Below are 22,510 nucleotides of genomic sequence, written 5' to 3' on the forward strand. Positions count from 1 at the left end.
GCCCCTGCGGCGGCGGGCCAAGCGCCGGCCCAGCCGGCGGCCGCTCCGGCGGCTACGCCGCCGGCGCCGAGCAGCGCCGCCAGCCGGCGCAGCATCGCGGCGCCCGCGCTGCGCTGCCGGTCGGCTTCCGCGGCGAGCCGGGCGCGCTCGTCCGCCAGCAGCGCCTCGGCCCGCTCGCGGACGAGCGCCGACTCGCGTTCCGCGCGCCAGGCGGCCGTCTCCGCGGCGAGGCTCTCCCACAGCGCGGCGGCGGCCCGATCGTCCTCCGGCGCGCCGATCATCGCGTCGAGCGCCGCCAACCGGTCGTCCAGCGCTGCGATCGCCTGCCGCTCCTCCCGTTCGGCGTCGGCCGCCTGCGCGGCCAGCCGTTCGGCGGAGACGAGCTCGGCGTCGGCTTGCTCGGCGGCGCGCTGCAGCGACGCGATCCGGTCCCGCGCGGCCCGGATCGTGTCCTTCGCCGCGAGATCGGCCCGCTGCTCCCGCAGCCGCCGCTCCGTCCAGTCCGGCCCGGCCTGGGCCAGCAGCTCCGACAACCGCTCCGACAGGTGCCGTTCCTCCTCGGCGGCCGCAGCGAGCCGGTCGCGCTGCTCGCGGTAGACCGCGGCTTCCGCCAGCAGCGCCTCCAGCTCGCCCCGCCGCTCCAGCAGCGGCGCATCCCGCCGGCCGTCGGGCAGCGACTCCGCGGCTTCCCGCGCCTCCCGCAGCGCCCGGCCGGCCCGCTCCAGCTCCAGCTCCGCCTGCTCCAGCGCGGCGGCGAGCCGCTCCAGCCGTTCGGCCGCATCCTCCGGCCAATCGCCCTCCGGCTCGCCGCCAAGCGCGGCGAGCCGCTCCCGGTGCACGGCGAGCCGCGCCGCGTGAGGCTGGGCTTCGGCCGCCCGCTCCAGGCGCAGCAGCTCCCGGCGCTTCTCCGCGAGCCGCCGTTCGGCCGCCTCGATCTCCCGCTCCAGCCGGCGGCCCTCCTCGACCGCCTCGTTAAACGCGCCGAGCGCTTCCTTCGCGTCGCGCAGCTCCCGCTGCGCCGCTTCCAGCTCCTGAAGCGTCGCGTTGATCTCCCGCTGGCCGCGCGGGCGGTACAGCTTGTCCATCGCGCTTTGCAGCTTCTCTTCCGCGGCGGCGGCCGCCCAGCCGTCGCCGCCCCAGCCCGCTCCCTGCAGGAAGCGGCCGACGGCCTCCCCTTCCAGCGCGCCCAACTGCCGCAGATCGTCCAATCCGACGGCGAACCAGCGGCGGAACAACGCGCCGTCGACCGGCCCCAGCCGGGCGGCGTATTCGGCTTCCGCGGAGCGGATCGGGGGCGAAGCCGAGCCTTCGCCGAGCAGCGTCGCGCCGAACCCGGAAGAGCGGCCGCCCCGGCCCGCGCCGCTCTCCGAGCGGTCGATCCGGATGCGGAGGCCGTCCGGCCACGACACGACGACGCTTCCGCCGTAAGCGCCCCCGCCAGGCGGCGCGTATTTCTCCGCGGGAGCCAGCTTCGGCGGAAAGCCGAACAGCCCGAATCGCACGAAGTTCATCCAGGTGCTTTTTCCCGCTTCGTTCGGGCCGTAGATCAGCGTCGCTCCCTCGCCGGGCTCGATGGCGCAGCGCGACAGCATGCCGAAGCGCTCGATCGACATCGACTCAATCCGCATCGCCCCGACCCTCCCGTTCCAACTGTTCCCAAGCGGCCGCAACCGCCAGCTCTCTCGCTTCCAGCAGCCAGCGGGCGACATCCTTGTCCGATTCGCGCAGCCATACCGCCGCCTTGCCGTCCAGCAGCGCGGCGAGGGTCCGCCTGGCCCATTCTTCCGCGGCCTTGGGGTCCGCCGCCAGCCGGTCGGCGGCGGCGACGATCTCGCCCAGCAATCCTTCCTGTCCCCGCCACGCTTCCGGATCGACCGGCATGCCCGAAGCCTCCAGAACGGCGCCGCTCGGCCAGACGAACGCATACTCGTCGTCGGCCGCGCGCAGCGCTTCCCGTTCGCGGATCTCCGCAAGCAGTTCCTGAAGCGCACCCCCGGACGCCGACAGCTCCCGATACAGCGGGGAGCGGCCCTTCAGCCGGAAGCGCACGACGCATGCCCGTCCGTCCGACTCCCGCCTGGCCGCTTCCACCTCACGCTCCATGGCCGATTTAAGCTCTTGCGCCGTCCGGACGGCCGTCAGATCGACCGGAGCCGACCGCCACCGGACCTGATCCGCCGGGCGGAACCGGAGGGACGCCCGGCCGGAATCGGCGACTTCGACGGCGTAGCAGCCTTTCGCTCCCGTCTCGCGGATGCTGCGTCCCTGCAGGTTGCCCGGATAGACGACATAAGGCGCTTCGCTTAACACGCGCCGGGCGTGCACATGTCCGAGCGCCCAGTAGTCGATCCCCGAAGCCTCCAGGTCCCGCAGCCGGCACGGCGCATAATTGTCGTGCTCCGGATCGCCGTCCACGTTGGCGTGCAGCAGGCCGATCTGGAACAGATCACTCCGGCGGCGGGCAAATCCCGCGGCCAGATTGTCGGTCACCGCCCGCGTGGAGAACGATTGTCCGTGCACCCAGGCGAGCGTGCCCCGGCGTCCGCCTTCCACCGGCACGCATTCGGCTTCGGCTCCCCCGAACACGTGCACGCCCGGCGGCATATCGAGCGAAGCCCGAGCGCCGTCCAGCGGATCGTGATTGCCGTGCGATATGTAGACCGGGATGTTCCGCTCCGACAGCGTTTCGAGCGCTCTCTGGAACTTGAGCTGCGCCCGCAGGCTGCGGTCCGCGGCGTCATACACGTCCCCCGCGATCACGACGGCGTCCGCCCGCTCCTCGATCGCAATGCCGACAAGCCGGTCGAGCGCGCGGAACGTCGATTCCCGTATGCGCCGCCGAACGGCCTCCGGCAAACGCTCCAGCCCGACAAACGGACTGTCCAGATGGAGATCGGCGGCATGAATGAATTTGAACGCTTTCACGTCCCGAACTCCCCCGTGCGGCGCCGGTTCGCGATCGTCTCATAAACCTCCGTCAACTGCACGATGACGCGGCGAAGCGAATATTGGGATTTGGCTTTTTCCCGGGCCGCCCGCGCCAGCGCATACCGGAAGTCCGGATCGGCGCACAGCTTCTCGATCGCGTCCGCCAGAGCCATGACGTCGTCGACCGGAACGAGCAGCCCGTTTTTCCCGTCCTCGATCTGCTCGGAGATGCCGCCCACATCGGTGCCGATCAGGGCCAGCAGACACAAAGCCGCCTCGGCGAACACGTTGCCGAACGCCTCCGCCCGGGACGGCAGCACGAATATGTCCGCAAACGGCATAAATTCCTCGGGATGCAGCATGTAGCCGTAAAAGATGATATCCTCGTAAATGCCCAGCTCCGCCGCCATCGCCTCCAGCTCCGTCCGGCTCGGGCCGTCGCCGATCAGGTGCAGCACGAACCGGCCCCCGCGCCGCTTGACTTCCGCGCAGGCGCGCAGCAGCACGTCGAGCCCTTTGGCCGGCACGAGACGGCAGACGGTGATCAATTGCGGAACGGCGTTCTCATGCGGCGTGGGCCGGAACCGGCGCTCGTCGAAGCCGTTCGGAATCACGCGGATGCGTTCGGGCTCGCGAACGTACGCGCTCATATACCGCTTGAACGCCTGGGACACCGTCATGACCAGCTCGGCTTTGGCCTCCAGCTCGCCGTACAGCGAGGTCAAAAACCGCTCCTCCGGCCCCCCTGCCGCTATTCTTCCGTTCAGGATCAGCTCGCGTTCGTAGCTGGAGTGAATCGTGGCGATCACCGGCGTCTCGGGAAATACGTGCTTCATGGCCAGCGCGACCAGAGGATGATGCGCGTGGATCAGATCGTACGGCTCTTTTATCCGCATTCGCGTCCACCAGACGTAGTCCCGGAACGTCTGCATATATTTTTCGATCACGGGCAAGCCCTTGTACACCGTCCAGTCGAACGTGTCGAATCCGATCGGTTCCTGCCCTTTGGACCTGACCCGCTTCGGCAGGGAAAACAAATCCATCTCCCATCCGAGATGGCGAAAGCCTTCGTGGATATACGGCACCATCGAGGACACGCCGCCCGGCTGCTCCGGCGGGAAAAACAACGCTTGTAAGATTCTCATGATTGCATCTGCTCCTTCCGGCCTATCAAATCGGCACCAAAGCCCCTCTGTCTATCTGCTATAATGATAGACGCATGACGCCACTTCCTGACGAAAACGGAGAGATTTCGCCCGATGGAACCGATCCTGCTGGACCGCTCCCTTGAATATTGGCTGGTAATGGCCATGATTTTGCCGATCCTGGCGATGATGCTGTACATGTCGCTCCGGCTGTACCGCTCCCGCCGGCGTCCGGCGTTCGCCTTGCTCAGCCTTTCGGTGCTGCTGGTCATAGGCAACCATCTGATCTTGCCCGCCCTGTATACGGGCCAGAGCGAGCCGGACACCCCCAACGTCGTCGGGCGGTTTCTGGAAACGTCGTCGTTTCTTCTGCTGCAATTCGCGCTGTATCAATTATACAATACGGCCAAGCTGAAGCAGTATCTCATTTTCGCGGCCGGCCTCCTGCCTCCGCTCGCGCTGACGATCGTGTCGCTCAAGCTGCCGGCGATTTCGGGAGGGACGCCCGAGCAAATCTCCCTGTTGCAGAATGTCGGCTTCCAGCTTTACTCGTTTTTGATTCTGTTTTTATGTTATCATCATTTGCCCGGGCGCACGAACCAGCCGGGGTTGTACCGGCTGTTCCTGTTCGTCTACTTCGTGTCGGTGCTGGCCGAGACGCTGAACGTGCATATTTGGAACCGTTCCGTCCGGGCGCTGGAGCTGATCCACCTGTACGTGCCGATAATGTATTACGGACTGATCCTCGTGTTTTTATTCGAGCGGACGGTCGAGCTGCTGAATAACATTTACCGCTCGTCGATTACGGACGGGCTGACGGGCCTGTACAACCGGGCGTACATGCAAAAACGGATCGAACGCCATCTCCGCAGCGGCGCCGGCATCGCGATCGTCTTCAGCGATATTGACAATTTCAAGAAGCTCAACGATACGGTCGGCCACGACAAGGGAGACGAAGCCCTCAAGCAGGTGGCCGAGATCGCGCGCGAAGAAGCCGCGGGCTGCGGCTTTGCCGGACGGTACGGCGGCGAGGAGATGGTGATCGCGCTGACCGATCCGAAGGTGAAGCCCGCCGAATGGGCGGAGCGATTCCGCGCCCGGGTCGAGCAGGAGACCATCGTGACCGTCAGCGTCGGATATGCCAAGAGCAAGTCGGAGACAAAAGCGGAGCAGATCGTCAAGATGGCGGACGAGGCGATGTATCAGGCCAAAACGACCGGGAAAAACAAGGTATGCGGCTATTCCCGCCGCAGCAAGGCGGCGTCGGCCGGGGCACCGGCCGACGGAGCCGGCGCCGAACTGTAGGATGCGGGCGGGGAACATCGTTTTTCCGGAGCGTCCGGCCGAAGAGGCCGCCGCTCTTTTTTTCGCCGGCCTCTTCCGGGTATAATGAGACGAGTCATCCGATGGCGGAACCCGGCGGCTTGGAGCCGCGTCCGCCGTCAACGTTGGAGGAGCTTCACTTGACCACACGGAACCCGATGCAGCCCAAGCTGCCAGACGCCTATCTCGAACAAATGACCCGACAGTTGGGCCCCGTGGAAGCGGAGGCATTCCTGAACAGCTACGCCGCCGCGCGCACGTACGGCCTACGGCTCAACACGGCCAAGCTGACCGCAGACGACCCCCGCTTTGAAGCGATTCGCGATGCCTTCGGCTTGGAGCCCGTGCCCTGGTGCCCGACCGGATACGCCTATCCGGAGCAAGCGCGGCCCGGCAAGCATCCGTATCATGCCGCCGGCGCTTATTATATCCAGGAGCCGTCGGCCATGTCGGCGGCGGAGCTGCTGGCGCCGAGGCCGGGCGAGCTGGTGCTGGATCTCGCCGCCGCCCCCGGAGGCAAGGCGACGCACATCGCCGACAAGCTGGCGGGAACCGGCCTGCTCGTCGCCAATGAGATCCACCCGGGACGGGCGGCGATCTTGTCCGAAAATATCGAGCGGATGGGGATAACGAACGCGATTGTCGTCAGCGCCGCTCCCGACGCGCTGATCCGCCGGTTCGGGGCGATTTTCGACGCGGTTATGCTGGACGCGCCCTGCTCGGGAGAAGGGATGTTCCGCAAAGATCCGGACGCCGTTCGCGAATGGTCCCCGGAGCAGGTCGAAGCGTGCGCGGCGCGTCAGGAGGACGTGCTGAGCCGCGCGGCGGACCTGGTGAAGCCCGGCGGACGGCTCGTCTACTCGACATGTACGTTTAACGAGAGGGAGAACGAGGGGGTGCTGGCGAACTTTTTGGCCGCGCGCCCGGATTGGGAGCTGGTTCGGACGGAACGCTACTGGCCCCACCGCACCCTGGGCGAAGGGCATTTTGCCGCGCTGCTGCGCAAGCGGGACGAAGCCGGCTCCGAGTCCGTCCGCCGGAAGTCCGGGAGGCGCCGGCCCGATAAAGCGGCGGCGGACGCCTGGAAGCAAGCCGAGGCGATGCTGCGCGAGATCGCGCCGGGACTGGCGCTTCCCGCAGGGGAACCGCTGCTGTTCGGCGACCGCCTGTTCTGGATGCCCTCGCTTCCGGACCGTCCCTTGCCCGAAGGATGGGCGGACGGCTTGAAGGTGCCGAGACCCGGCTTGCATGTCGCGGATGTCCGCAAAAACCGGCTCGAGCCCGCTCACGCGTTAGCCATGGCGCTAACGGCCGAGCGGGCCCGGGCGGCGAATTATGCGTCCGGTTCACCTGAGGCGGACGCCTATTTGCGGGGGGAGACGATTGCGCCGACCGAAGGGCTGGCTCCCGGTTGGTGCCTGGTCGCGGTGGACGGACTGCCGCTGGGATGGGGCAAGTGTACCGGCGATACCGTCAAAAACCATCTGCCCAAGGGGCTTCGGCGTCCGGCCGGATGAAGCCTCGGCCGGCGTCAATGAACCGGGCTCGATTCGAACACCATTTCGTCGACGATCTGCTGGTTTTCGATCATGGACAGCGTGCACGTTTCGAATTCACGCTCTTTGTCGATCTCCCTCAGCAGTTGATACGCGATATCTTCGCGCCGCAATTCGTCCTGCGGCGTGAAAAACCGGACTTCGCCGTTGACCTCCCGTTGCGACAAATCGACCACGGCGGCGCCGAGCGGGGAAGGATCGGAGGGTTCAAAAATGTTGTACGTCAGCGTGTCCCCCTGGTCCCTGACCAGCACAATTTCGCACTCTTCGTTTTTCCGGCCTCTCGTCCGCCCCGAGGCGTTGGCGCTGCCCCCGTTCGCGGCCGCGGCCTGCCCGCCGGCTTGCGATTGACTGCTCTGTCCGAGAGGCTGGCTCGCCTTCTTCGGTTCTTCCAGCTTCAGTTCCACCGTCTCCAGCGGCTCGCCTTCGTAGTACATTTCAATGATTAAGGAACGGATGCGGCTGTCTTCGTGCTCCGCGGCGATCAGTTCGGCAACGCGGTCGATGTCCTCTTCATCCGGCTCCGCCAGCCAATGCACCTCGCCGATCCCCCTGGACCCGCGAAGACGCAGCGTCGCCTCCGCCAACCACGCTTTTTTGTGGTCGCGCAGACGGTATTCGAACTTGTCGTCCGTCTCCTCGACAAGCGACAATTCCAGCTTCCTTCCTTTCGGACGGACGGAGCGCTGCGCCCCTCCCTGCTGGCCGAAACCGTTCGGCTGCCCTTGCGCCATGCCCGAAGCTTGCGGCTGCCCTTGCGCCATGTTCTGACCCTGCGCTTGCCCTTGGGCTTGTTGTTGGACTTGTTGTTGGGCTTGCTGTTGGGCTTGCTGTTGTCCTTGCCCTTGGCTCTGGCCCTGGTTTTGTCCTTGGGGCTGCATGCCCGGCTGCTGGCCCGGAGCCGTTCCCCGGCCGTTCTTGCCCTGCCTCCTGAACTGGCCTTGACTTTGTGTGGCTCCGCCTTGTCGCATCTGGATCGTCTCGGCGTCGTCCGACTCGTAATCGCCATAGGACTCGTCCTGCTCCGCATACGAATTCCCCGGCCCCGAGTAGACCAACGTTCTCCGTTCTTTCTTGCCCCGCTTGTCGGGATGCTCCACGTTTCCGTGGACGATCACCCAATCGCAATCTTCCGCGCCGATCGCATCGGCCATCTGGTAGACGTATTGCCGCGCCCACCGTTCGATCTCGGGCTTGTCGTGACGGAACAGCGCCTGCTGCTCCAGCGTCAAAATGCCCATCAGCCGGTCCGACTCGCGGTATACAAGCGTCAACATGCCGACAAAACGCCCATCGCACAGTATATCGTTCACTTCGCCGCCGATCGTCCGCATCGCCGGCCGGATTGCGATATCCGCCATCTTGTTCGCCTCCGCCATATCTGTGGAATCCAACTCTAGCGTTGCCGAACCGAGCCCAAATTATTAGATCTAGGTCAATGTCCAATCTTGCAGGCCTTTCCCCGTATATAGTGAAGTATGCCGATTGCGAGCCGCAGCCCAGATAGAATTCGTAAGCATTCGGAATTCTAATCCTTGAAGGAGGAATGCGGAATGTCCCACGTTGGTGGAATCTTTACGCATGCGGGCATCATTCTCGTTCTTTTTTTCCGGCTGGTTTTGGGGCTCTGACCCCACTGCTTCTGATAACCTGCGGGGCGGCCGCTTGCGCGGCCGCCCGGAACCCCCCATTCGGTCGGGGTGTCGATAGGCGTTATTCCCTGCATTGGAGCAGCGCAAGTTCTTCCTCCGTCAATTCGCGGTAAGAGCCTTCGCCCAGCTCGGGGTCGAGCTTCAGCGGCCCCATCGAAACGCGTTTCAAATACCGGACCCGCTTGCCGACAGCCAGGAACATCCGTTTCACTTGATGGAATTTTCCTTCGGTGATGGTCAATTCGATGCGGGACAAGCCGTTTGGGCCGTCGGAACTTCGTTCCAGCACGGTCAAAACGGCGGGGAGCGTTACATAACCGTCATCCAGCTTGACGCCCGCGGCGAACGCGGCGACATCCCGCTCGTCGACGTCGCCTTCCACCTCGGCGTAATACGTTTTGGGCACATGCTTGCGGGGCGACAGCAGCTCGTGGGACAGCTTGCCGTCATTGGTCAGCAGCAGCAGGCCGACCGTATCCTTATCCAGCCTTCCGACGGGGAACGGCTGGAAGTTCGCGTGCTCTTCGCTCAGCAGATCGATAACCGTCCGGTCCCGGTTGTCTTCCGTGGCGGAGACGACCCCCGGGGGCTTGTTCATCATGAGGTACACGAATTCCTTGTAGACGATCGGGCGGCCGTCGACCGTGATCTCGTCGGCTGCCGGGTCAACCTGCTGCCCGCTGTCTTTCACCGTCTGTCCATTCACCGCGATGCGTCCGGACTTGGCCAGCCCTTTGATCTCCTTCCGGCTGCCGACGCCCATATGCGTCAGCAGCTTGTCGACTCGCATCTTGCCTTTCACGGCGTCCACCTCCATGCGGGAGGATATTCGTTTTTCAGGTATCCGTCCTGCCATTTGGCCCAGCCCAAAGGAAAACCGTCCGCCGTCACAAGCACGAATCCTTTCGGACCGGCACCGGGCGACAGCTTCAGCTCGTCCGCGCCCGTCTCCAGCGTTTCTCCTTTCAGATACCGGATCGTATAGGGATGGTCCGCGCCGAAATCGACGGACCGAATCGCATCCTCCGCGGCGATCCCCAACGCCAGAGCGTGCGAAGGGGCAAACCGGCCTTTTTTGAACGATCCGACCGCCCAGCCCGGTCTGACCACGCGAAGCCCTTCCAGGGAGGGAAGGCCCTCCGGGACAAGCGTCAGCAGGCCTCCGAACGTCGCCCAGCGGCGGTCTTTTTCGATAGGCGCGTTCACACATTCGCGCAGCGTTTCCTCTGCCGCCGACCACTCCGAACGCGTGGGCGCGGGCAGGCTGCGGTCTTCCCTGGGCGCGCGGGACGGTTCGGAGTCCGCCGCGTCCGGATGCTTGCGGATCACCGCCGCGTAGTGGCCTTCGCCGCGGATACGATGCGGCCACAGCCTGACGGTCCGGCGCAACGAATCGGCCAAGCTGCCGGCCCCGCCTTCGCCCAGCCATTCCGGGCGTCCGGGCGCAAACAGATGCCGCAGCGGCGCTTCCACCGTCTCCAGCTCCGGCCGATCCTTCAGAAGTTCCGCGATGACGCCTTCGTTCTCCTCGGCGGAAAACGTGCAGGTGGAATATACGAGTGTGCCCCCCGGCTTCAGCATTTTGACCGCTTCGGCCAGGATCGAGCGTTGCATTGCCGAGCATCTGTCGACGCCGTAGGCGTCGTAGGCCCGCAGCATGTCCGGGTCTTTGCGGAACATGCCTTCTCCCGAGCAAGGCGCATCGACGAGAATTTTATCGAAAAAGCCCGCGAATCGCCCCGACAGCCGCTCGGGCGTCTCGTTCAGCACGACGGCGTTGCGCACGCCGGCGAGCTCGATGTTTTTCAGCAGCGCTTTGGCCCGGTCGGGATGATTGTCGTTGGATACGAGCAGCCCGGAGCCGGCCAGTTTTCCGGCGATTTGCGTGCTTTTGCCGCCGGGCGCCGCGCACAGATCGAGCACCCGGTCTCCGGGCTTGACGTCCAGCAGCTCCACGGGCGCCATCGCGCTCGGTTCCTGTATAAAGTAGATTCCGGCATGATAATGCGGATGCTTCCCGGGTCTTGCGCCTTCCGGCAAATAATAGCCGGTCGGGCACCACGGCACCGGCTGTTCCCTCCACGCGGGTGCGATTTTGTCCGCTTGTCCCGGCTTGCCCGTCTTCAGCGGATTCAACCGCAGACCGGCTTGCGCGGGCCGGCCGTACGACGCTTCGAATTCATCGTATTCGCTGGCAAGCAGCTCCTTCATCCGTTCCCGGAAATGTTCCGGCAGTTTAATGGTCATAGGCGTCCGCTCTTTCTATCGTCATCATTTGTTCACAACCGGGAAATCTCTTGACTTGCGCCCGGCACCTTCGGGCGGTAGAATGAGTGTCGTAGCCGACCCATGATTCGAAGGCCGAACCGCCAAGGAGGTTTCCCGTTATCTTATGAAAAAAATCGCGATTTATCTAGGGCTTGTCATTGTTCTGTTCGGCGGTCTTTACGGGCTGAACGTGTTATCGCAGGACAATAGCACGGACAACGTCTACGGGATCGCCGTCTCGAAGCTGCATCCGGAAACGGCGAAGCTGCTCGACGATCCGAACTATCAGAATATCGTGCTGCCCGACGAACTCGACGCCAAAATCAAAAGCAACGAAGGCACGTTCGTCTACTTTTTCTCGTCCACGTGCTCATACTGCAAAGCGACCACTCCGAAGCTGATGCCGATCGCCAAGGAAGCCGGCGTGACGCCTCTGCAGTTCAACCTGCTGGAGTTCGAGGAAGGCTGGAAAAAATACAACATCGAAGCGACCCCAACCCTTGTTTACTATAAAGACGGCAAAGAAGTCGAGCGTATGGTCGGCGGTTACGCCGAATCCGCCAATGAAGGCAATACGGCCGACATGTTCAAAGCGTTCTTCAACAAACATAAGGCGTAACGTCTCTTTAAAGGCACCGGCCCTGTCCGAATGAACATTCGGCGGGGCCGGTTCGTCGATATGCGGTTAACCGCCCGATCCGCCGTCCGGCGAATCGCGCTCGACCCGCCGCCGCAGCTCCGGGTCGAGTATGTCGATCGTCAGGTCGCGGGGCTTCATCGGTTCCGCCCCCGGACGCAACGACGCTTCGAGCCGTTCGAGATAGGCGAGCGACTCCGTCCGGAGCTTGCCGAGATCGATGCCCAGGCTATGCGGCGGATAACCGGCGAGCTTGCCGGCCGCCTGCCGAAGCAGCTTGACCGCGCCGCCCGGGTTGCCGTTGCCGTGGTGATACAAGCCGACCGCAACCTGGAGCAGCCCCTGGTACAGCGGCTTGCGGCCTTCCTCCAGCCACAGCTCCTCCATCAGATCGTGGCATTCGTAATAATCCCTCTCGACGTTAAACCGGCGCAGAAATTCGACGTACAGCCGGTCGTACATCCGTCTCACCGCCCTCGCGTCCCGATGCCGACCGCCGGTCGGCTCAAGCTCCGCCGCCGCGGTCTCCGGCCTCCGACGGATTGCGCGAGAGCTCGGCCTGTTTGGCCCGATCCAGCGCCGCCGTCACGTCGTCGGCGAGCTTCCGCAGCGCGACCGGGTCCTCCTGCTCCCACAGCTCGTTGAACCGGAGCTGGAACGCGGCCGCTTCCCTCACATGCCTGTAGAAATACAGCGACTGGATGTCGCTTAATATTTTGGATACGAGATTGGAACGGTCCTGGAACATTTTTTGCGCGTCCACGATCTCCTGGCGGATGCTCGACATTTCCTGATCGAGCTGGAACGCGGCTTCCGCCGCTTTGCGCAGCCGCATTTTCACTTCGTCCGGGAGCTTCTCCTTGTATTTGTAATTCAAGGAATGCTCGATGGTCGCCCAAAAATTCATCGCCAGCGTCCGCAGTTGGATTTCCGCCAGCACCCTTTTCATGCCGAGGGAAGTTTGAACGGGATATTCCACGATCATATGGTAGCTGCGGTAACCGCTCTCTTTATAATTCGTAATGTAATCCTTGACGTTGACGACCCGCATATCCTGGCGCTGTTCGATCAGCTTGCTGACCACTTCGATATCCTGAACGAACTGGCACATGATGCGCAGTCCGGCGATATCCTCCATCTGCTCCACTTGCTCCAGCGGAATTTGCAGACGCTTTGCTTTTTCCAGAATGCTTGAGACTCGTTTGACGCGTCCGGTCACGAATTCGATCGGCGAGTATTCTTCACGGTTTTTGAGCTCGCTGCGGAGCGTCTTGAACTTGACCTTCAATTCCTCCAACGCCTGTTCGTATGGCAGCAAAAACTTGCCCCAATCCCTACCGTCCATCGGAGCGCCTCCCGTCAAGATGTGATATCGGCCCCCACCGCCTGGGAGAGATGCGTGAATCCGTCGCGCCGCATCGCGGCAAGCAGTCCTCGTTGAATATGACCGGCGATGCCTGGCCCTTTATAGATGAGAGACGTGTAGATCTCGACCAGGCTCGCGCCCGCCCGGATCTTCGCATACGCGTCTTCGGCCGTGAAGATGCCGCCGCAGCCGATGATCGGCAAGCGTCCTCCCGTCGTCCGGTACAGACGGCGCACGACCTGCGTTGAACGCTCCGTAAGCGGCCGGCCGCTGAGACCGCCCGCCTCGGCGCGGTTGCCGTGCGTCAGCCCTTCCCGGGACAGCGTCGTGTTGGTGGCGATGATGCCCGATACGCCGCTGGCGGCGATCGTATCCGCCATATATTCGAGCTCGGCATCGCTGAGATCCGGCGCGATCTTGACAAATACCGGCTTCCGCGTTCCGCCGTTCGCCTGCTTCGCCAACTCGTCCGTCACCGCCGCCAGCAGTCCCCGCAATTCTTCGCCATGCTGAAGATTGCGCAGATCGGGGGTGTTCGGCGAGCTGATGTTGACGACAAAAAAGTCGGCATGCTTGTGAAGCTTGCGGATGCATGCCCGGTAATCGTCCTCGGCCCGCTCGTTCGGCGTCCATTTGTTTTTGCCGATATTGACCCCTACGGGAACCCGGTGCCGGGTCAGCTTCGACAAATTGCGTTCCATCTCGTCCGCACCGACGTTGTTGAAGCCCATCCGGTTGATCAGCGCTTCGTCCGGAGGCAGCCGGAACAGCCTCGGCTTGTCGTTGCCCGGCTGGGGCTGGGGCGTAACCGTGCCGACCTCGACAAAGCCGAAGCCGACGGACGAGAATGCGTCGACGGCGACGCCGTTTTTATCCAATCCCGCCGCCAATCCGACGGGGCCCGGAAACGTCAGTCCCGCTACGTTCATTTCCAGCTCCGGCACGCGCGGGACTCCCCACATCGCGCGAAGCAAGCCCGTGCCGCCCGGCACGGCGCCTGCCCATTTCATGGTATGAATAACGAAATGATGGGCGTTCTCCGCGTCCATCCGGAAAAATATCGGCTTTAAGCATTTCTGATACAGCATTCGTATTCACCTGTTTCGTCGATTAGCCCGGATATCCCCGGTCTGTGGCGCTCGCGGCTTCCCGTAACAGTTTACCATTTTCCGTCTTTCATTTAAAGCTGGACGCGCTTATAATGAAAGTATGTCCAATTCAGAGAAGAGGAGAATGCCGCGTGAAACGCAAACCTCCCGCTCTCCAGCGCAAGCAGTCCGAACAAGCGAACAAAAAAGCGATCATAGGGGTCGCCTCCATCGTCGGTGTGCTGCTGATCGCACTTATTGCTCTGATTGTTGCAAACGGTTAAACCGGTTGCATATGCCCAAGCGGACCGAAGGGACTGTCTCTATAGGAAGTTCGAACGGCTTGCCGAAAAAATGGCGGTGCATGGTTTTCGCCAGTGCGTCGCCATTTCTTGTTTCTGGTCTATGACCGCCCGGCGGTCGTTTTGGGCCATGCGAAATGCAAAAGTACATTTGGGTGCCGTGAATTTACGACAGCCATTTGTAGATTTTGCCCGGATTTTCCTCCTCCGCGGAGGAAGGAATCGCATAACCCGGGGTACGCCGGACGAGCTCGTCGGGAAGCAGGCCGCGCCCGATCGTCACCGGCGTGCCGAGCGGAACAAGCGCGAACAACTCCTCGATATCTTCCCGGCGCATGCGGATGCAGCCGAGCGATTCGTCTTTGCCGATGCTGTCCGGCTCGTTTGTGCCGTGAATGGCGTATAACGTGTCGCCGAGCGTCATCCCCCGCGATCCGAACGCGCCCTTGTCGGTGCCGTTCGGATTTTTGACTTTCTCCGTGATCGGGAACGTGCCCTCCGGTGTCCGCTCGCCGCCGAGACCGACCGGATAGCTTCGCAGGATGACCGGACCGCTCACCAGCGCCAGGCGGTAATTCGCCCGGTCGACGACGATCGCCAGCGTGTCCGGCAGCCGCTCTCCGCCGGCCGCCGTCTCTCCCGACTTTTCTCGCCCGTCCGCCTTGCCCGTCCCGAATCCGCCGCGGGACGGTTGTCCGTACGATTCCGCAACGGACGGGAAAAGCTTCCGCATCAAGGGCGTGATCCCCGATATCGCGTTGTTCGGATAGGAACGCGCCAACTGCTCGGGGGACTCCGGCGGCGAGCCATGGGCCTCCGCGTAATACCGGACCGCCGTGCGCAGCACCGCCTCCTGCTCCAGCCGGTCCTGCCACAAGCCGACCGAGGCCGGCGCTTCGAACGGGGCAGGCTCGCAATCGCAGCGCGATGCGTCATGCCAATTCGCCGTCCAGCTCGGCTCTCCCGCCCCTCCCGTCAACGACAGCAGCGGCTTCGGCGGCGAGTCCCATCGGAGCCATCGCTCCGCTTCGGCCAGTTCGAGCAAGGTCAGGGTCAACCGTTTGTCGGGAAGTTGTTCCGTCCACTGACCGACCATGCCGCCGAGATAGGCCGAAGACCGTCTCGGGTCCACCCAATGCCAGATGTGCCGTTCTTCTCCCCGAGCCAAGCCGGACTCCGCCGAATGCCCCGGCCCGGTCCCGGCAGCGGGAGCCTCGGCGGAGTCCGGCGCAAACGCGATGGCGAACCCCGCTAACGTCAGCGCCAGCAGCGCCAGCCGCCACCGCCTGCGGTTCGGGGCGGGCTTCTCCTTCCTGTCCGCGCCGATTGCCGCAGATGCGGCGTCGGCATCCGACTGGCGCGTGCGGCGCTCGAATTCCGCCTTCGCCGCTTGCAGCACCTCCGGAGGCAGAGGCTCGTTCTCGAACGCTTCGTATACTTCGCCGGCCTGGGCATAGCAGTAGGCGGCTTTGCCCGCCTCCCCTTTGGCCGCGTACTCCTTACCGAGCAGATACCACGCCATCTTCTGATTCGGATGCGATTGGATATAGGCCTTCAAATATTCGGGATCGTCGAATCTTTGCACGGCGCTCCTCCGTTCCCGTGATCCTTTTCCTATTGTATCGGTTCTCCCGCGCCTTATCTTTAGAAGAAGACGGCGAAGCCCGCCCGGCATCGGCAGCGCGCCCGGCCAAAGAAAAAGCCCTTCCCGTCCGGGAAGAGCTGGCTCGTATCTATTTCAGTTAAAAGGAGTGTCCGAGATTTTGATGGAATCCGTCGGGCAGCCGTCGGAAGCGTCTTGCAGATCGTCGTACAGTTCTTCCGGAATTTCCGTTACGCCTCTGTTGCCGTCACCGTTGTAAATAACCTCGGCAAGGCCCTCGTCGTCGTAATCGTAGATGTCGGGAGCTGTCGCTCCGCACGCGCCGCAGGCGATACACGTTTCTTTGTCGACCCACGTATATTTAGCCATATTCAAAAATCCTCCTCACACAAATCTCGTCTCTATGTTGAACAAACTCCTACTTCACTATAATACAAAAACCTGTAAAGTTCAAACCCTAAGTTTGTCCGCCTCAAGCTATTTTTGCCGGTTTTCCGGAGATCTTAAGTAGTCCATTTGCAGCGACGTACCCCTCCGTTTGTAATCGCGGATCAGCACGGACGGATCGTCCCCGATCATGCCTGCCGTGATGACGGCGTCCTCCCCGAATTTGTCCCGGATGCGGTCCATCGTCCGCAGGAGCTGCTCCTTGCGGGGTTCCCGCTCGTAATCAAACAGATCGAGCTGGATCGCCGACTCGCTCCTCGGCTTCAGGTTTTGCAGCGTGACGCCCAGCAGGCGCACCGGCTTGCCGTAGCCCCAATGCTTCTCGAACAACCGGACAGCTTCGGCGAAGATGACATCGGTTCTCTCGGTCGGCTTGTCGAGCGTCCGCGATCGGGTGATCGTCTTCATCTGCGGATCGCGAATCGCGATCTGGATCGTCTCCGCGACCATCTCCTGCCGCCGCAGCCTTCTGCCCGTCTGATCGGCCAGATTCAGAAACACCCGGCGGATATCCTCCGCTTCAGTCAGATCGGCGGGAAGCGTCGTCGTGTGCCCGATCGATTTGTTCGGTTCCCGGCTGGACACGACCGGACTGTCGTCGCGGCCGTTCGCCGCTTCCTTCAGCCAATGTCCGTAGACGCCGAACTCCTTCGTCAGCAGCGTCAGGTCTGCGGCGGCGAGCTGGCCGATCGTGCGGATGTTCAGCCGCTCCAGCTTGGCCGCCGTTTTCGCGCCCAGACCGAATAGCTGCTGGCAAGGCTTGGGCCACAGGATTCGCGGCACGTCTCTTTTGCGCAGCACCGACAAGCCGTTCGGCTTCTTCATGTCGGAAGCCATCTTGGCAAGCAGCTTGTTCGGCGCCACGCCGATGGAGCACGGCAACCCGAGTTCTTCGCGGATTCTTCCTTGCAGCCTCTCTGCGATCTCCAGAGGCGTGCCGAACTGCTTGGAGCCCGTGATGTCGATGTAGCATTCGTCGATCGACGTCGCCTCGACGAGCGGCGAGAAATCCGAAGCGATCCGCAGAAACCCTCGGGAAAAGTTGCGGTACAGGTTAAAATCCGGCTGGATCAGCACCAGCTCGGGACATAACCTGAGCGCTTCGCGTACGGTCATGCCCGTGCGCACGCCGTATTCCCGCGCCGGGTAGCTGCAAGTGACGACAATTCCTCTGCGCAGCTCGACGCTTCCGGAGACGGCGGTCGGTTTTCCTTTATACCTATGAGGTTCCACCGCTTCATGACAGGAGCAGAAAAAGGCGTTCATGTCGACATGTAGGATGACCCTGCCTGCGGCGGGGTATGCGTGGCGAACATTGTCAATCCGGTCATTGGACATGACTTGACTCCTCCGTCCGGGCGTAATGCGGCTGCGGGGCCGTCTCAACCCCAGCATATCCGAGGAACCGGCCTCCGTCAACGACCGGCGGGCGGCTGGTCCCGCTCCGGTTCACGAAACAACCCCTCTACTTTTCGCCCGGTATTTGGTATAATGATTTATCAGACTTTCATGAAAAATGCCAGTAGTGATTCAAGGAGGCGCCACCATGTCCGACTTCGTGTCCATATTTGACACCACGCTCCGGGACGGGACGCAAGGCGAGGGAATCAGCCTGTCCGTCGAAGACAAATTGAAAATTGCCCGCAAGCTCGATCAGTTGGGCGTTCAATATATTGAAGGCGGTTGGCCGGGAAGCAACAGCAAGGATATCGAATTTTTCGAACGGGCCAAGGAATTGAAGCTGAAGCACGCGAAGATTACCGCTTTCGGCAGCACCCGCCGCAAACATACGCGCCCCGAAGAAGATCCGAACCTGAACAAAATCGTCGAATCCGGGGTCAGCGTCGCGTCGATCTTCGGCAAGTCGTGGGATTTTCACGTCGAAGTGGCGCTCGGCACCACCCTGGAAGAAAATCTGGCGATGATATACGACTCGGTCCGCTTCTTGAAACAAAAAGGTCTGGAAGTGATCTATCTCGGGGAGCACTTCTTCGACGGCTACAAGCATAACAAAGAGTATGCCTTGGCCACGATCGCCCAAGCGGAGAAAGCCGGGGCCGACTGGATCGTGCTGTGCGACACGAACGGGGGCTCCCTGCCGGGCGAAGTGTCGGATATCGTCCGGGACGTCTGCAGCCGCGTCGGCACACCGGTCGGCATTCACGCCCATAACGACTGCGAGCTGGGCGTCGCCAACAGCCTCGCCGCCGTACAGGCCGGCGCCCGTCAGGTTCAAGGCACCATCAACGGCTTCGGGGAAAGATGCGGCAACGCCAACCTGTCATCCATCATTCCGAACCTGCAACTGAAGATGGGTTACCGCTGCGTATCCGACGAGCAGCTTCGGCAGTTGACGAGCATCGCCCGCTACGTGAACGAGATTGCGAACGTCGTCATGCCGGTCAACCAGCCGTACGTCGGCTCGGCCGCTTTCGCGCACAAGGGCGGCATCCACGTCTCGGCGATTCTGAAGCACGCCAGCACGTACGAGCATATCGAGCCGGAGCGGGTCGGCAACAAGCAGCGGGTGCTCGTCTCCGAGCTGGCGGGACAAAGCAACGTGCTCGTCAAAGCCAAGGAATTGAACCTCGATCTCGACCGGGAAAACCCGCGTACGCGCGAAGTGATCGAGCGGATCAAGGAGCTGGAGCATCAAGGCTACCAATTCGAGGGCGCAGACGCCTCGCTCGAATTGCTGCTTCGCGAAGCCGCCGGCGGCCTGGAGGACATCTTTACGCTGGAATCGTTCAAAATTTTGGTCGGCAAAACGGCGGACAGCGGCGTATTGTCGGAAGCGATCGTCAAGGTCAAAGTGCACGGCGATATCGTCTATTCCGCAGCCGAAGGCAACGGTCCCGTCAACGCGCTGGACAGCGCTCTGCGCAAAGCGATTCTCAAGTATTATCCGGACTTGGCGGACATGCATCTCACCGACTACAAGGTGCGCGTGCTGGACGAGAAAAACGCCACGGCCGCCAAAGTCCGCGTCATGATCGAATCCACCGACCACCGCAATACTTGGAGCACGGTGGGAGTATCGGAGAACGTCATCGAAGCAAGCTGGCAAGCGCTGGTGGACAGCTTCCGCTACGCGCTCCTGAACCGGAAGCCGGTCTGCCAGTCGGACAATATCCCCGCGGAACGCCTCGGGCTCGTCAACCATTAACTTAATAAACGCCCGCTTCCGGTCGTCTGATCGTCCGTAAGCGGGCGTTTTGTTTTTGGCGCGGCAAGTCCGCGAATATCAGCTTTCAATAATTTTTTTGATGCGCCGCTCCAGCTCCGACGGACTCAGCAAGTAAAACGCGTCGCGGATGACGCCGTTCCGGTCGATCAGATACGTGGTCGGGAAAGCTTGAACCTGGTAAGCTTGCGACACCTTGCCGTCCTTGTCCATCGGGACCGGGAATTGAATCCCGTAGTCTTCGACGAATTTCCGGGCGTCCTTCTCCTTATCGACCTGCGTCACGTTCACGCCGTAAAAATCGATGCGGTCGCCGTATTTGGCATAAAGCTTCTGGAGATCCGGCGCCTCCGATTTGCAGGGACCGCACCAGGAAGCCCAAAAATTAACAAGCAGCGGCTTGTCCCGCTTCCCGTTGAGCGCGTAAGTCCGGCCGTCCATTCCTTTTAATTCGAAAGGCGGAGCCTGATACCCCGTCTTGGGAGCCGCCATAAAAGCCGAAGCCGTCAAGTATTCGTCTTGTTCCGAATAATGCTGATACACCGCGAATCCGGCCAAGACGAACGCGGTGGCGATGACCCAGATATTCCGCTTCATCTGTCATTCCCTCCGTCTTCATCATCATATACCCTTTCCTCCGAAAAATCCAATCCCGTTCGAATGCCTTGTCTCTGCCGGGGTTATCTTAATGGACAAGACATCGCAACGCGAGCGAATTCGGAGGATGAAACATGCAGAACACCAAACAACGTCCGTGGGGCTTCGCGCGCCGGGGGCATTCGGACCATCATAAAGCTTCGCGGGCTCAAAGCTCCGGGGGCCATTCCGGTTCCGGCGCAGGAAAAGGCAGAACCGGCGAATTTCTGGCTTTTGCGTCGGTGCCCCTTACGCTGGTGCTCGGGAATTCCATGCTTGTTCCCGTGCTTCCCGAATTGGAGACGGCGCTGGGCGTAAGCAACTTTCAGAGCAGCCTCGTCATAACGTTATTTTCTGTAACAGCAGGGTTGTTCATACCCGTTCTTGGATATTTGTCTGACCGGTTCTCGCGTAAAGCGGTGATGATTCCCAGCCTGATCGTGTACGGAGCGGCGGGAGTTCTGGCCGGGTTCGGAGCCGCCTGGGGTTCTTATCCGGTTGTCATCGGGGCCCGGGCGCTGCAAGGAATCGGAGCGGCGGGCACCGCGCCTATCGCCATGGCGCTGATCGGCGATACGTATCAGGGCGGCACGGAAACCAAAGCGCTCGGGTTGATCGAAGCCTCCAACGGGGCAGGCAAAGTCGTCAGCCCGATTCTCGGTTCCCTGCTTGCGCTCATCGTCTGGTACGCGTCGTTTTTCGCGTTTCCCGTCTTTTGCCTGCTGTCGCTGCTCGGGGTGATTTTTCTGATCCATGAGCCCGATAAAAAAAAATCCCCCCAGAAGCTCGGCGCTTACGTCCGAAACATTCTGAAGGTATTCAAGCAAAAGGGCCGCTGGCTGATCTCGTCGTTCGTCACGGGATCGCTCGGGTTGTTTACGTTATTCGGCATTCTGTTTTACTTGTCCGATATTTTGGAAAAAGAACCGTACAACATTGACGGTGTGATGAAAGGTCTGGTGCTGGCCATCCCGCTGCTCGGGCTGGTGGTGACCTCCTACACGACCGGCGCGCTTGTCAAAAAGAACGGCAAATTGATGCGCAAGGTGATGCTGATCGGGCTGGCGGGCTCCACGCTCGCTCTGGCCGCATGTATCTGGCTGTACGGCAACATCTGGCTGTTTATCTCGCTTCTAACCTTAAGCAGTATCGGCACGGGGCTCCTGCTCCCCTGCCTGAACACGATGATTACGGGATCGGTTGAAAAATCGGGCCGGGGCATGGTCACGTCGCTGTACAGCAGCCTCCGGTTTTTGGGCGTCGCCTTCGGACCGCCCCTGTTCGAGCGGATGATGTCCGTCTCCAACGAGCTTGTGTTTATCGTCGTATCCGGCCTGTCCCTCGCGGGGCTTGCGTTGGTCTTTTTCTTTATTCGGCCGCCGCGGGAAGTTTCCTGACGTTTGCGTCAAATCCGCTTCGCCGGGAACGTCTCCCGAGCGAGATTCGTCAGCTTTTCGGCCGAACGGCGAAGACCTTCGAGTTCTTCCGGCTGAAGCGGCAGCTCCAGAATGCTCCGGACGCCCGTCCGGTCGACGACGCACGGAACGCCCGCGTAAACGTCGTTCAGACCGTATTGGCCGTCAAGCTTCGCCGATACGTTCAGCACCGATCCTTCGTTGTTGAGGATGGCCGCGCAAATCCGGTCCAGCGCCAGCGCGATCGCGTAATACGTGGCACCCTTGGCGGCGATAATCTCGTAAGCCGCGTCCCGCGTATCGACAAACACCTCTTTCTTCCGTTCCTCGGGAAGAGACACCGGCATGCCTGCCACATTCGCAAGGCTCCAGACCGGAACCTCCGAGTCGCCGTGTTCCCCGATAATCGAGGCGTGAACGCTTCTGGGGTCCACTCCCAGCTCCCGGCTGATCCGGTAACGGAAACGCGCGCTGTCCAGCAAAGTGCCCGAGCCGATGACGCGGTGCGCGGGCCAACCGGTCACCCGCTGGCTGTACTGCGTCATCAGGTCGACCGGATTGGTCGCGATCAGCAGAATCGCTTCCGATCCGGAGGCCATGACGTTGGTCAAGATTTCGTCGAATATGGCCAAGTTCCGCTTCAACAGATCGGTGCGCGTCTCACCGGGTCTCTGAGCGGCCCCGGCCGTCACGATGACAATATCCGCATCCGCGCATTCTTCGTAACCGCTGGCCCGAATCGAGGTTTGCCCGACAAACGGCAAGCCGTGGTTCATATCCAGCGCGTCTCCCTTGGCCTTGTCCATGTTGACGTCGATCAGGACGAGCTCCGTGGCCCTTTCCCGCAGAAACAACGTATATGCGGTCGTTGAACCGACGGCTCCCGCCCCGACGACAACGATTTTGCGCCGCGCTTTATCCGATTGCGGTATCATGGGAATCCCTCTCTTCTATTGGTGG

20 protein-coding genes are annotated in these 22,510 nt (G+C 61.9%); 6 read left to right on the top strand and 14 right to left on the bottom strand.

Annotated elements, in window-relative coordinates:
- The 3 genes from FE781_RS05005 to FE781_RS05015 form a co-directional block, all read right to left on the bottom strand.
- Nucleotides 1–1,628: AAA family ATPase (locus FE781_RS05005; protein ID WP_170209417.1), on the bottom strand; the 1,628-nt coding region annotated here is incomplete at its 3' end.
- Nucleotides 1,618–2,925 (bottom strand): metallophosphoesterase family protein, encoded by a 1,308-nt coding sequence (locus FE781_RS17985; RefSeq protein ID WP_138788516.1) that lies wholly within the window; start codon nt 2,923–2,925, stop codon nt 1,618–1,620. The genes FE781_RS17985 and FE781_RS05005, both read right to left, overlap by 11 nt.
- Entirely contained in the window at nt 2,922–4,073 is a 1,152-nt protein-coding gene (locus FE781_RS05015) for a glycosyltransferase family 4 protein (RefSeq protein WP_138788517.1), read from the bottom strand. The genes FE781_RS17985 and FE781_RS05015 overlap by 4 nt, the downstream gene beginning before the upstream one ends.
- A gap of 114 nt (nt 4,074–4,187) precedes the next feature.
- On the opposite strand from FE781_RS05015, the gene FE781_RS05020 reads away from it, so the two are divergent.
- The gene (locus FE781_RS05020; RefSeq protein WP_138788518.1) at nt 4,188–5,378 is read left to right on the top strand and encodes a GGDEF domain-containing protein; all 1,191 of its coding nucleotides are present in this window, start codon (nt 4,188–4,190) and stop codon (nt 5,376–5,378) included.
- 158 nt (nt 5,379–5,536) lie between these two features.
- Nucleotides 5,537–6,913, top strand: coding sequence for an RsmB/NOP family class I SAM-dependent RNA methyltransferase (locus FE781_RS05025; protein ID WP_342774278.1), 1,377 nt, complete (start codon nt 5,537–5,539; stop codon nt 6,911–6,913).
- A 14-nt stretch (nt 6,914–6,927) separates the two neighbouring features.
- Here the strand turns inward: FE781_RS05025 and FE781_RS05030 are convergent, their stop codons facing one another.
- The 3 genes from FE781_RS05030 to FE781_RS05040 all read right to left on the bottom strand — a co-directional run bounded on the left by FE781_RS05030 (nt 6,928) and on the right by FE781_RS05040 (nt 10,851).
- Nucleotides 6,928–8,313 (bottom strand): hypothetical protein, encoded by a 1,386-nt coding sequence (locus FE781_RS05030; RefSeq protein WP_138788519.1) that lies wholly within the window; start codon nt 8,311–8,313, stop codon nt 6,928–6,930.
- 352 nt (nt 8,314–8,665) lie between these two features.
- On the bottom strand, nt 8,666–9,394 hold the full coding sequence (locus FE781_RS05035; protein ID WP_425464972.1) for a pseudouridine synthase: 729 nt from the start codon (nt 9,392–9,394) through the stop codon (nt 8,666–8,668).
- An 8-nt stretch (nt 9,395–9,402) separates the two neighbouring features.
- Complete coding sequence (locus FE781_RS05040; RefSeq protein ID WP_138788520.1) at nt 9,403–10,851, bottom strand: RsmB/NOP family class I SAM-dependent RNA methyltransferase; 1,449 nt, start codon at nt 10,849–10,851, stop codon at nt 9,403–9,405.
- 145 nt (nt 10,852–10,996) lie between these two features.
- Between FE781_RS05040 and FE781_RS05045 the strand changes: the two genes are divergently transcribed.
- Nucleotides 10,997–11,491: a thioredoxin family protein gene (locus tag FE781_RS05045; protein WP_138788521.1), complete on the top strand. Its 495-nt coding sequence runs from the start codon at nt 10,997–10,999 to the stop codon at nt 11,489–11,491.
- A 66-nt stretch (nt 11,492–11,557) separates the two neighbouring features.
- Here the strand turns inward: FE781_RS05045 and FE781_RS05050 are convergent, their stop codons facing one another.
- The 3 genes from FE781_RS05050 to FE781_RS05060 are packed head-to-tail and all read right to left on the bottom strand — an operon-like array spanning nt 11,558 to nt 13,963.
- Nucleotides 11,558–11,971 carry a DUF309 domain-containing protein gene (locus tag FE781_RS05050; protein WP_138788671.1) on the bottom strand — a complete coding sequence of 138 codons (414 nt, stop codon included), beginning with the start codon at nt 11,969–11,971 and terminating at the stop codon, nt 11,558–11,560.
- Between the two features lie 43 nt (nt 11,972–12,014).
- The gene (gene yjbM / locus FE781_RS05055; RefSeq protein ID WP_138788522.1) at nt 12,015–12,854 is read right to left on the bottom strand and encodes a GTP diphosphokinase; all 840 of its coding nucleotides are present in this window, start codon (nt 12,852–12,854) and stop codon (nt 12,015–12,017) included.
- A 14-nt stretch (nt 12,855–12,868) separates the two neighbouring features.
- Nucleotides 12,869–13,963 carry a quinone-dependent dihydroorotate dehydrogenase gene (locus tag FE781_RS05060; protein ID WP_138788523.1) on the bottom strand — a complete coding sequence of 365 codons (1,095 nt, stop codon included), beginning with the start codon at nt 13,961–13,963 and terminating at the stop codon, nt 12,869–12,871.
- A 152-nt stretch (nt 13,964–14,115) separates the two neighbouring features.
- Between FE781_RS05060 and FE781_RS17990 the strand changes: the two genes are divergently transcribed.
- A complete protein-coding gene (locus tag FE781_RS17990; RefSeq protein WP_281281874.1) occupies nt 14,116–14,247 on the top strand; it encodes a hypothetical protein in 132 nt (43 codons plus the stop codon).
- A gap of 184 nt (nt 14,248–14,431) precedes the next feature.
- Here the strand turns inward: FE781_RS17990 and FE781_RS05065 are convergent, their stop codons facing one another.
- From FE781_RS05065 to FE781_RS05075, 3 genes are all read right to left on the bottom strand, one after another.
- A complete protein-coding gene (locus FE781_RS05065; RefSeq protein WP_170209419.1) occupies nt 14,432–15,850 on the bottom strand; it encodes a L,D-transpeptidase in 1,419 nt (472 codons plus the stop codon).
- Between the two features lie 153 nt (nt 15,851–16,003).
- The gene (locus FE781_RS05070) at nt 16,004–16,237 is read right to left on the bottom strand and encodes a ferredoxin (RefSeq protein WP_138788525.1); all 234 of its coding nucleotides are present in this window, start codon (nt 16,235–16,237) and stop codon (nt 16,004–16,006) included.
- A gap of 108 nt (nt 16,238–16,345) precedes the next feature.
- Nucleotides 16,346–17,653 carry a DNA polymerase IV gene (locus FE781_RS05075; protein ID WP_138788526.1) on the bottom strand — a complete coding sequence of 436 codons (1,308 nt, stop codon included), beginning with the start codon at nt 17,651–17,653 and terminating at the stop codon, nt 16,346–16,348.
- A 208-nt stretch (nt 17,654–17,861) separates the two neighbouring features.
- Between FE781_RS05075 and cimA the strand changes: the two genes are divergently transcribed.
- On the top strand, nt 17,862–19,481 hold the full coding sequence (gene cimA / locus FE781_RS05080) for a citramalate synthase (protein ID WP_138788527.1): 1,620 nt from the start codon (nt 17,862–17,864) through the stop codon (nt 19,479–19,481).
- A 78-nt stretch (nt 19,482–19,559) separates the two neighbouring features.
- Here cimA and FE781_RS05085 read toward each other — a convergent pair whose 3' ends face one another.
- Complete coding sequence (locus FE781_RS05085; RefSeq protein WP_138788528.1) at nt 19,560–20,096, bottom strand: TlpA family protein disulfide reductase; 537 nt, start codon at nt 20,094–20,096, stop codon at nt 19,560–19,562.
- Nucleotides 20,097–20,230: 134 nt separating this feature from the next.
- On the opposite strand from FE781_RS05085, the gene FE781_RS05090 reads away from it, so the two are divergent.
- Complete coding sequence (locus FE781_RS05090) at nt 20,231–21,532, top strand: MFS transporter (protein ID WP_138788529.1); 1,302 nt, start codon at nt 20,231–20,233, stop codon at nt 21,530–21,532.
- 8 nt (nt 21,533–21,540) lie between these two features.
- Here FE781_RS05090 and FE781_RS05095 read toward each other — a convergent pair whose 3' ends face one another.
- On the bottom strand, nt 21,541–22,485 hold the full coding sequence (locus tag FE781_RS05095) for an L-lactate dehydrogenase (RefSeq protein ID WP_138788530.1): 945 nt from the start codon (nt 22,483–22,485) through the stop codon (nt 21,541–21,543).
- Between the last annotated feature and the right edge of the window lie 25 nt (nt 22,486–22,510).

This window comes from Paenibacillus thermoaerophilus (genome assembly GCF_005938195.1).
Taxonomy (GTDB): domain Bacteria; phylum Bacillota; class Bacilli; order Paenibacillales; family Reconciliibacillaceae; genus Paenibacillus_W; species Paenibacillus_W thermoaerophilus.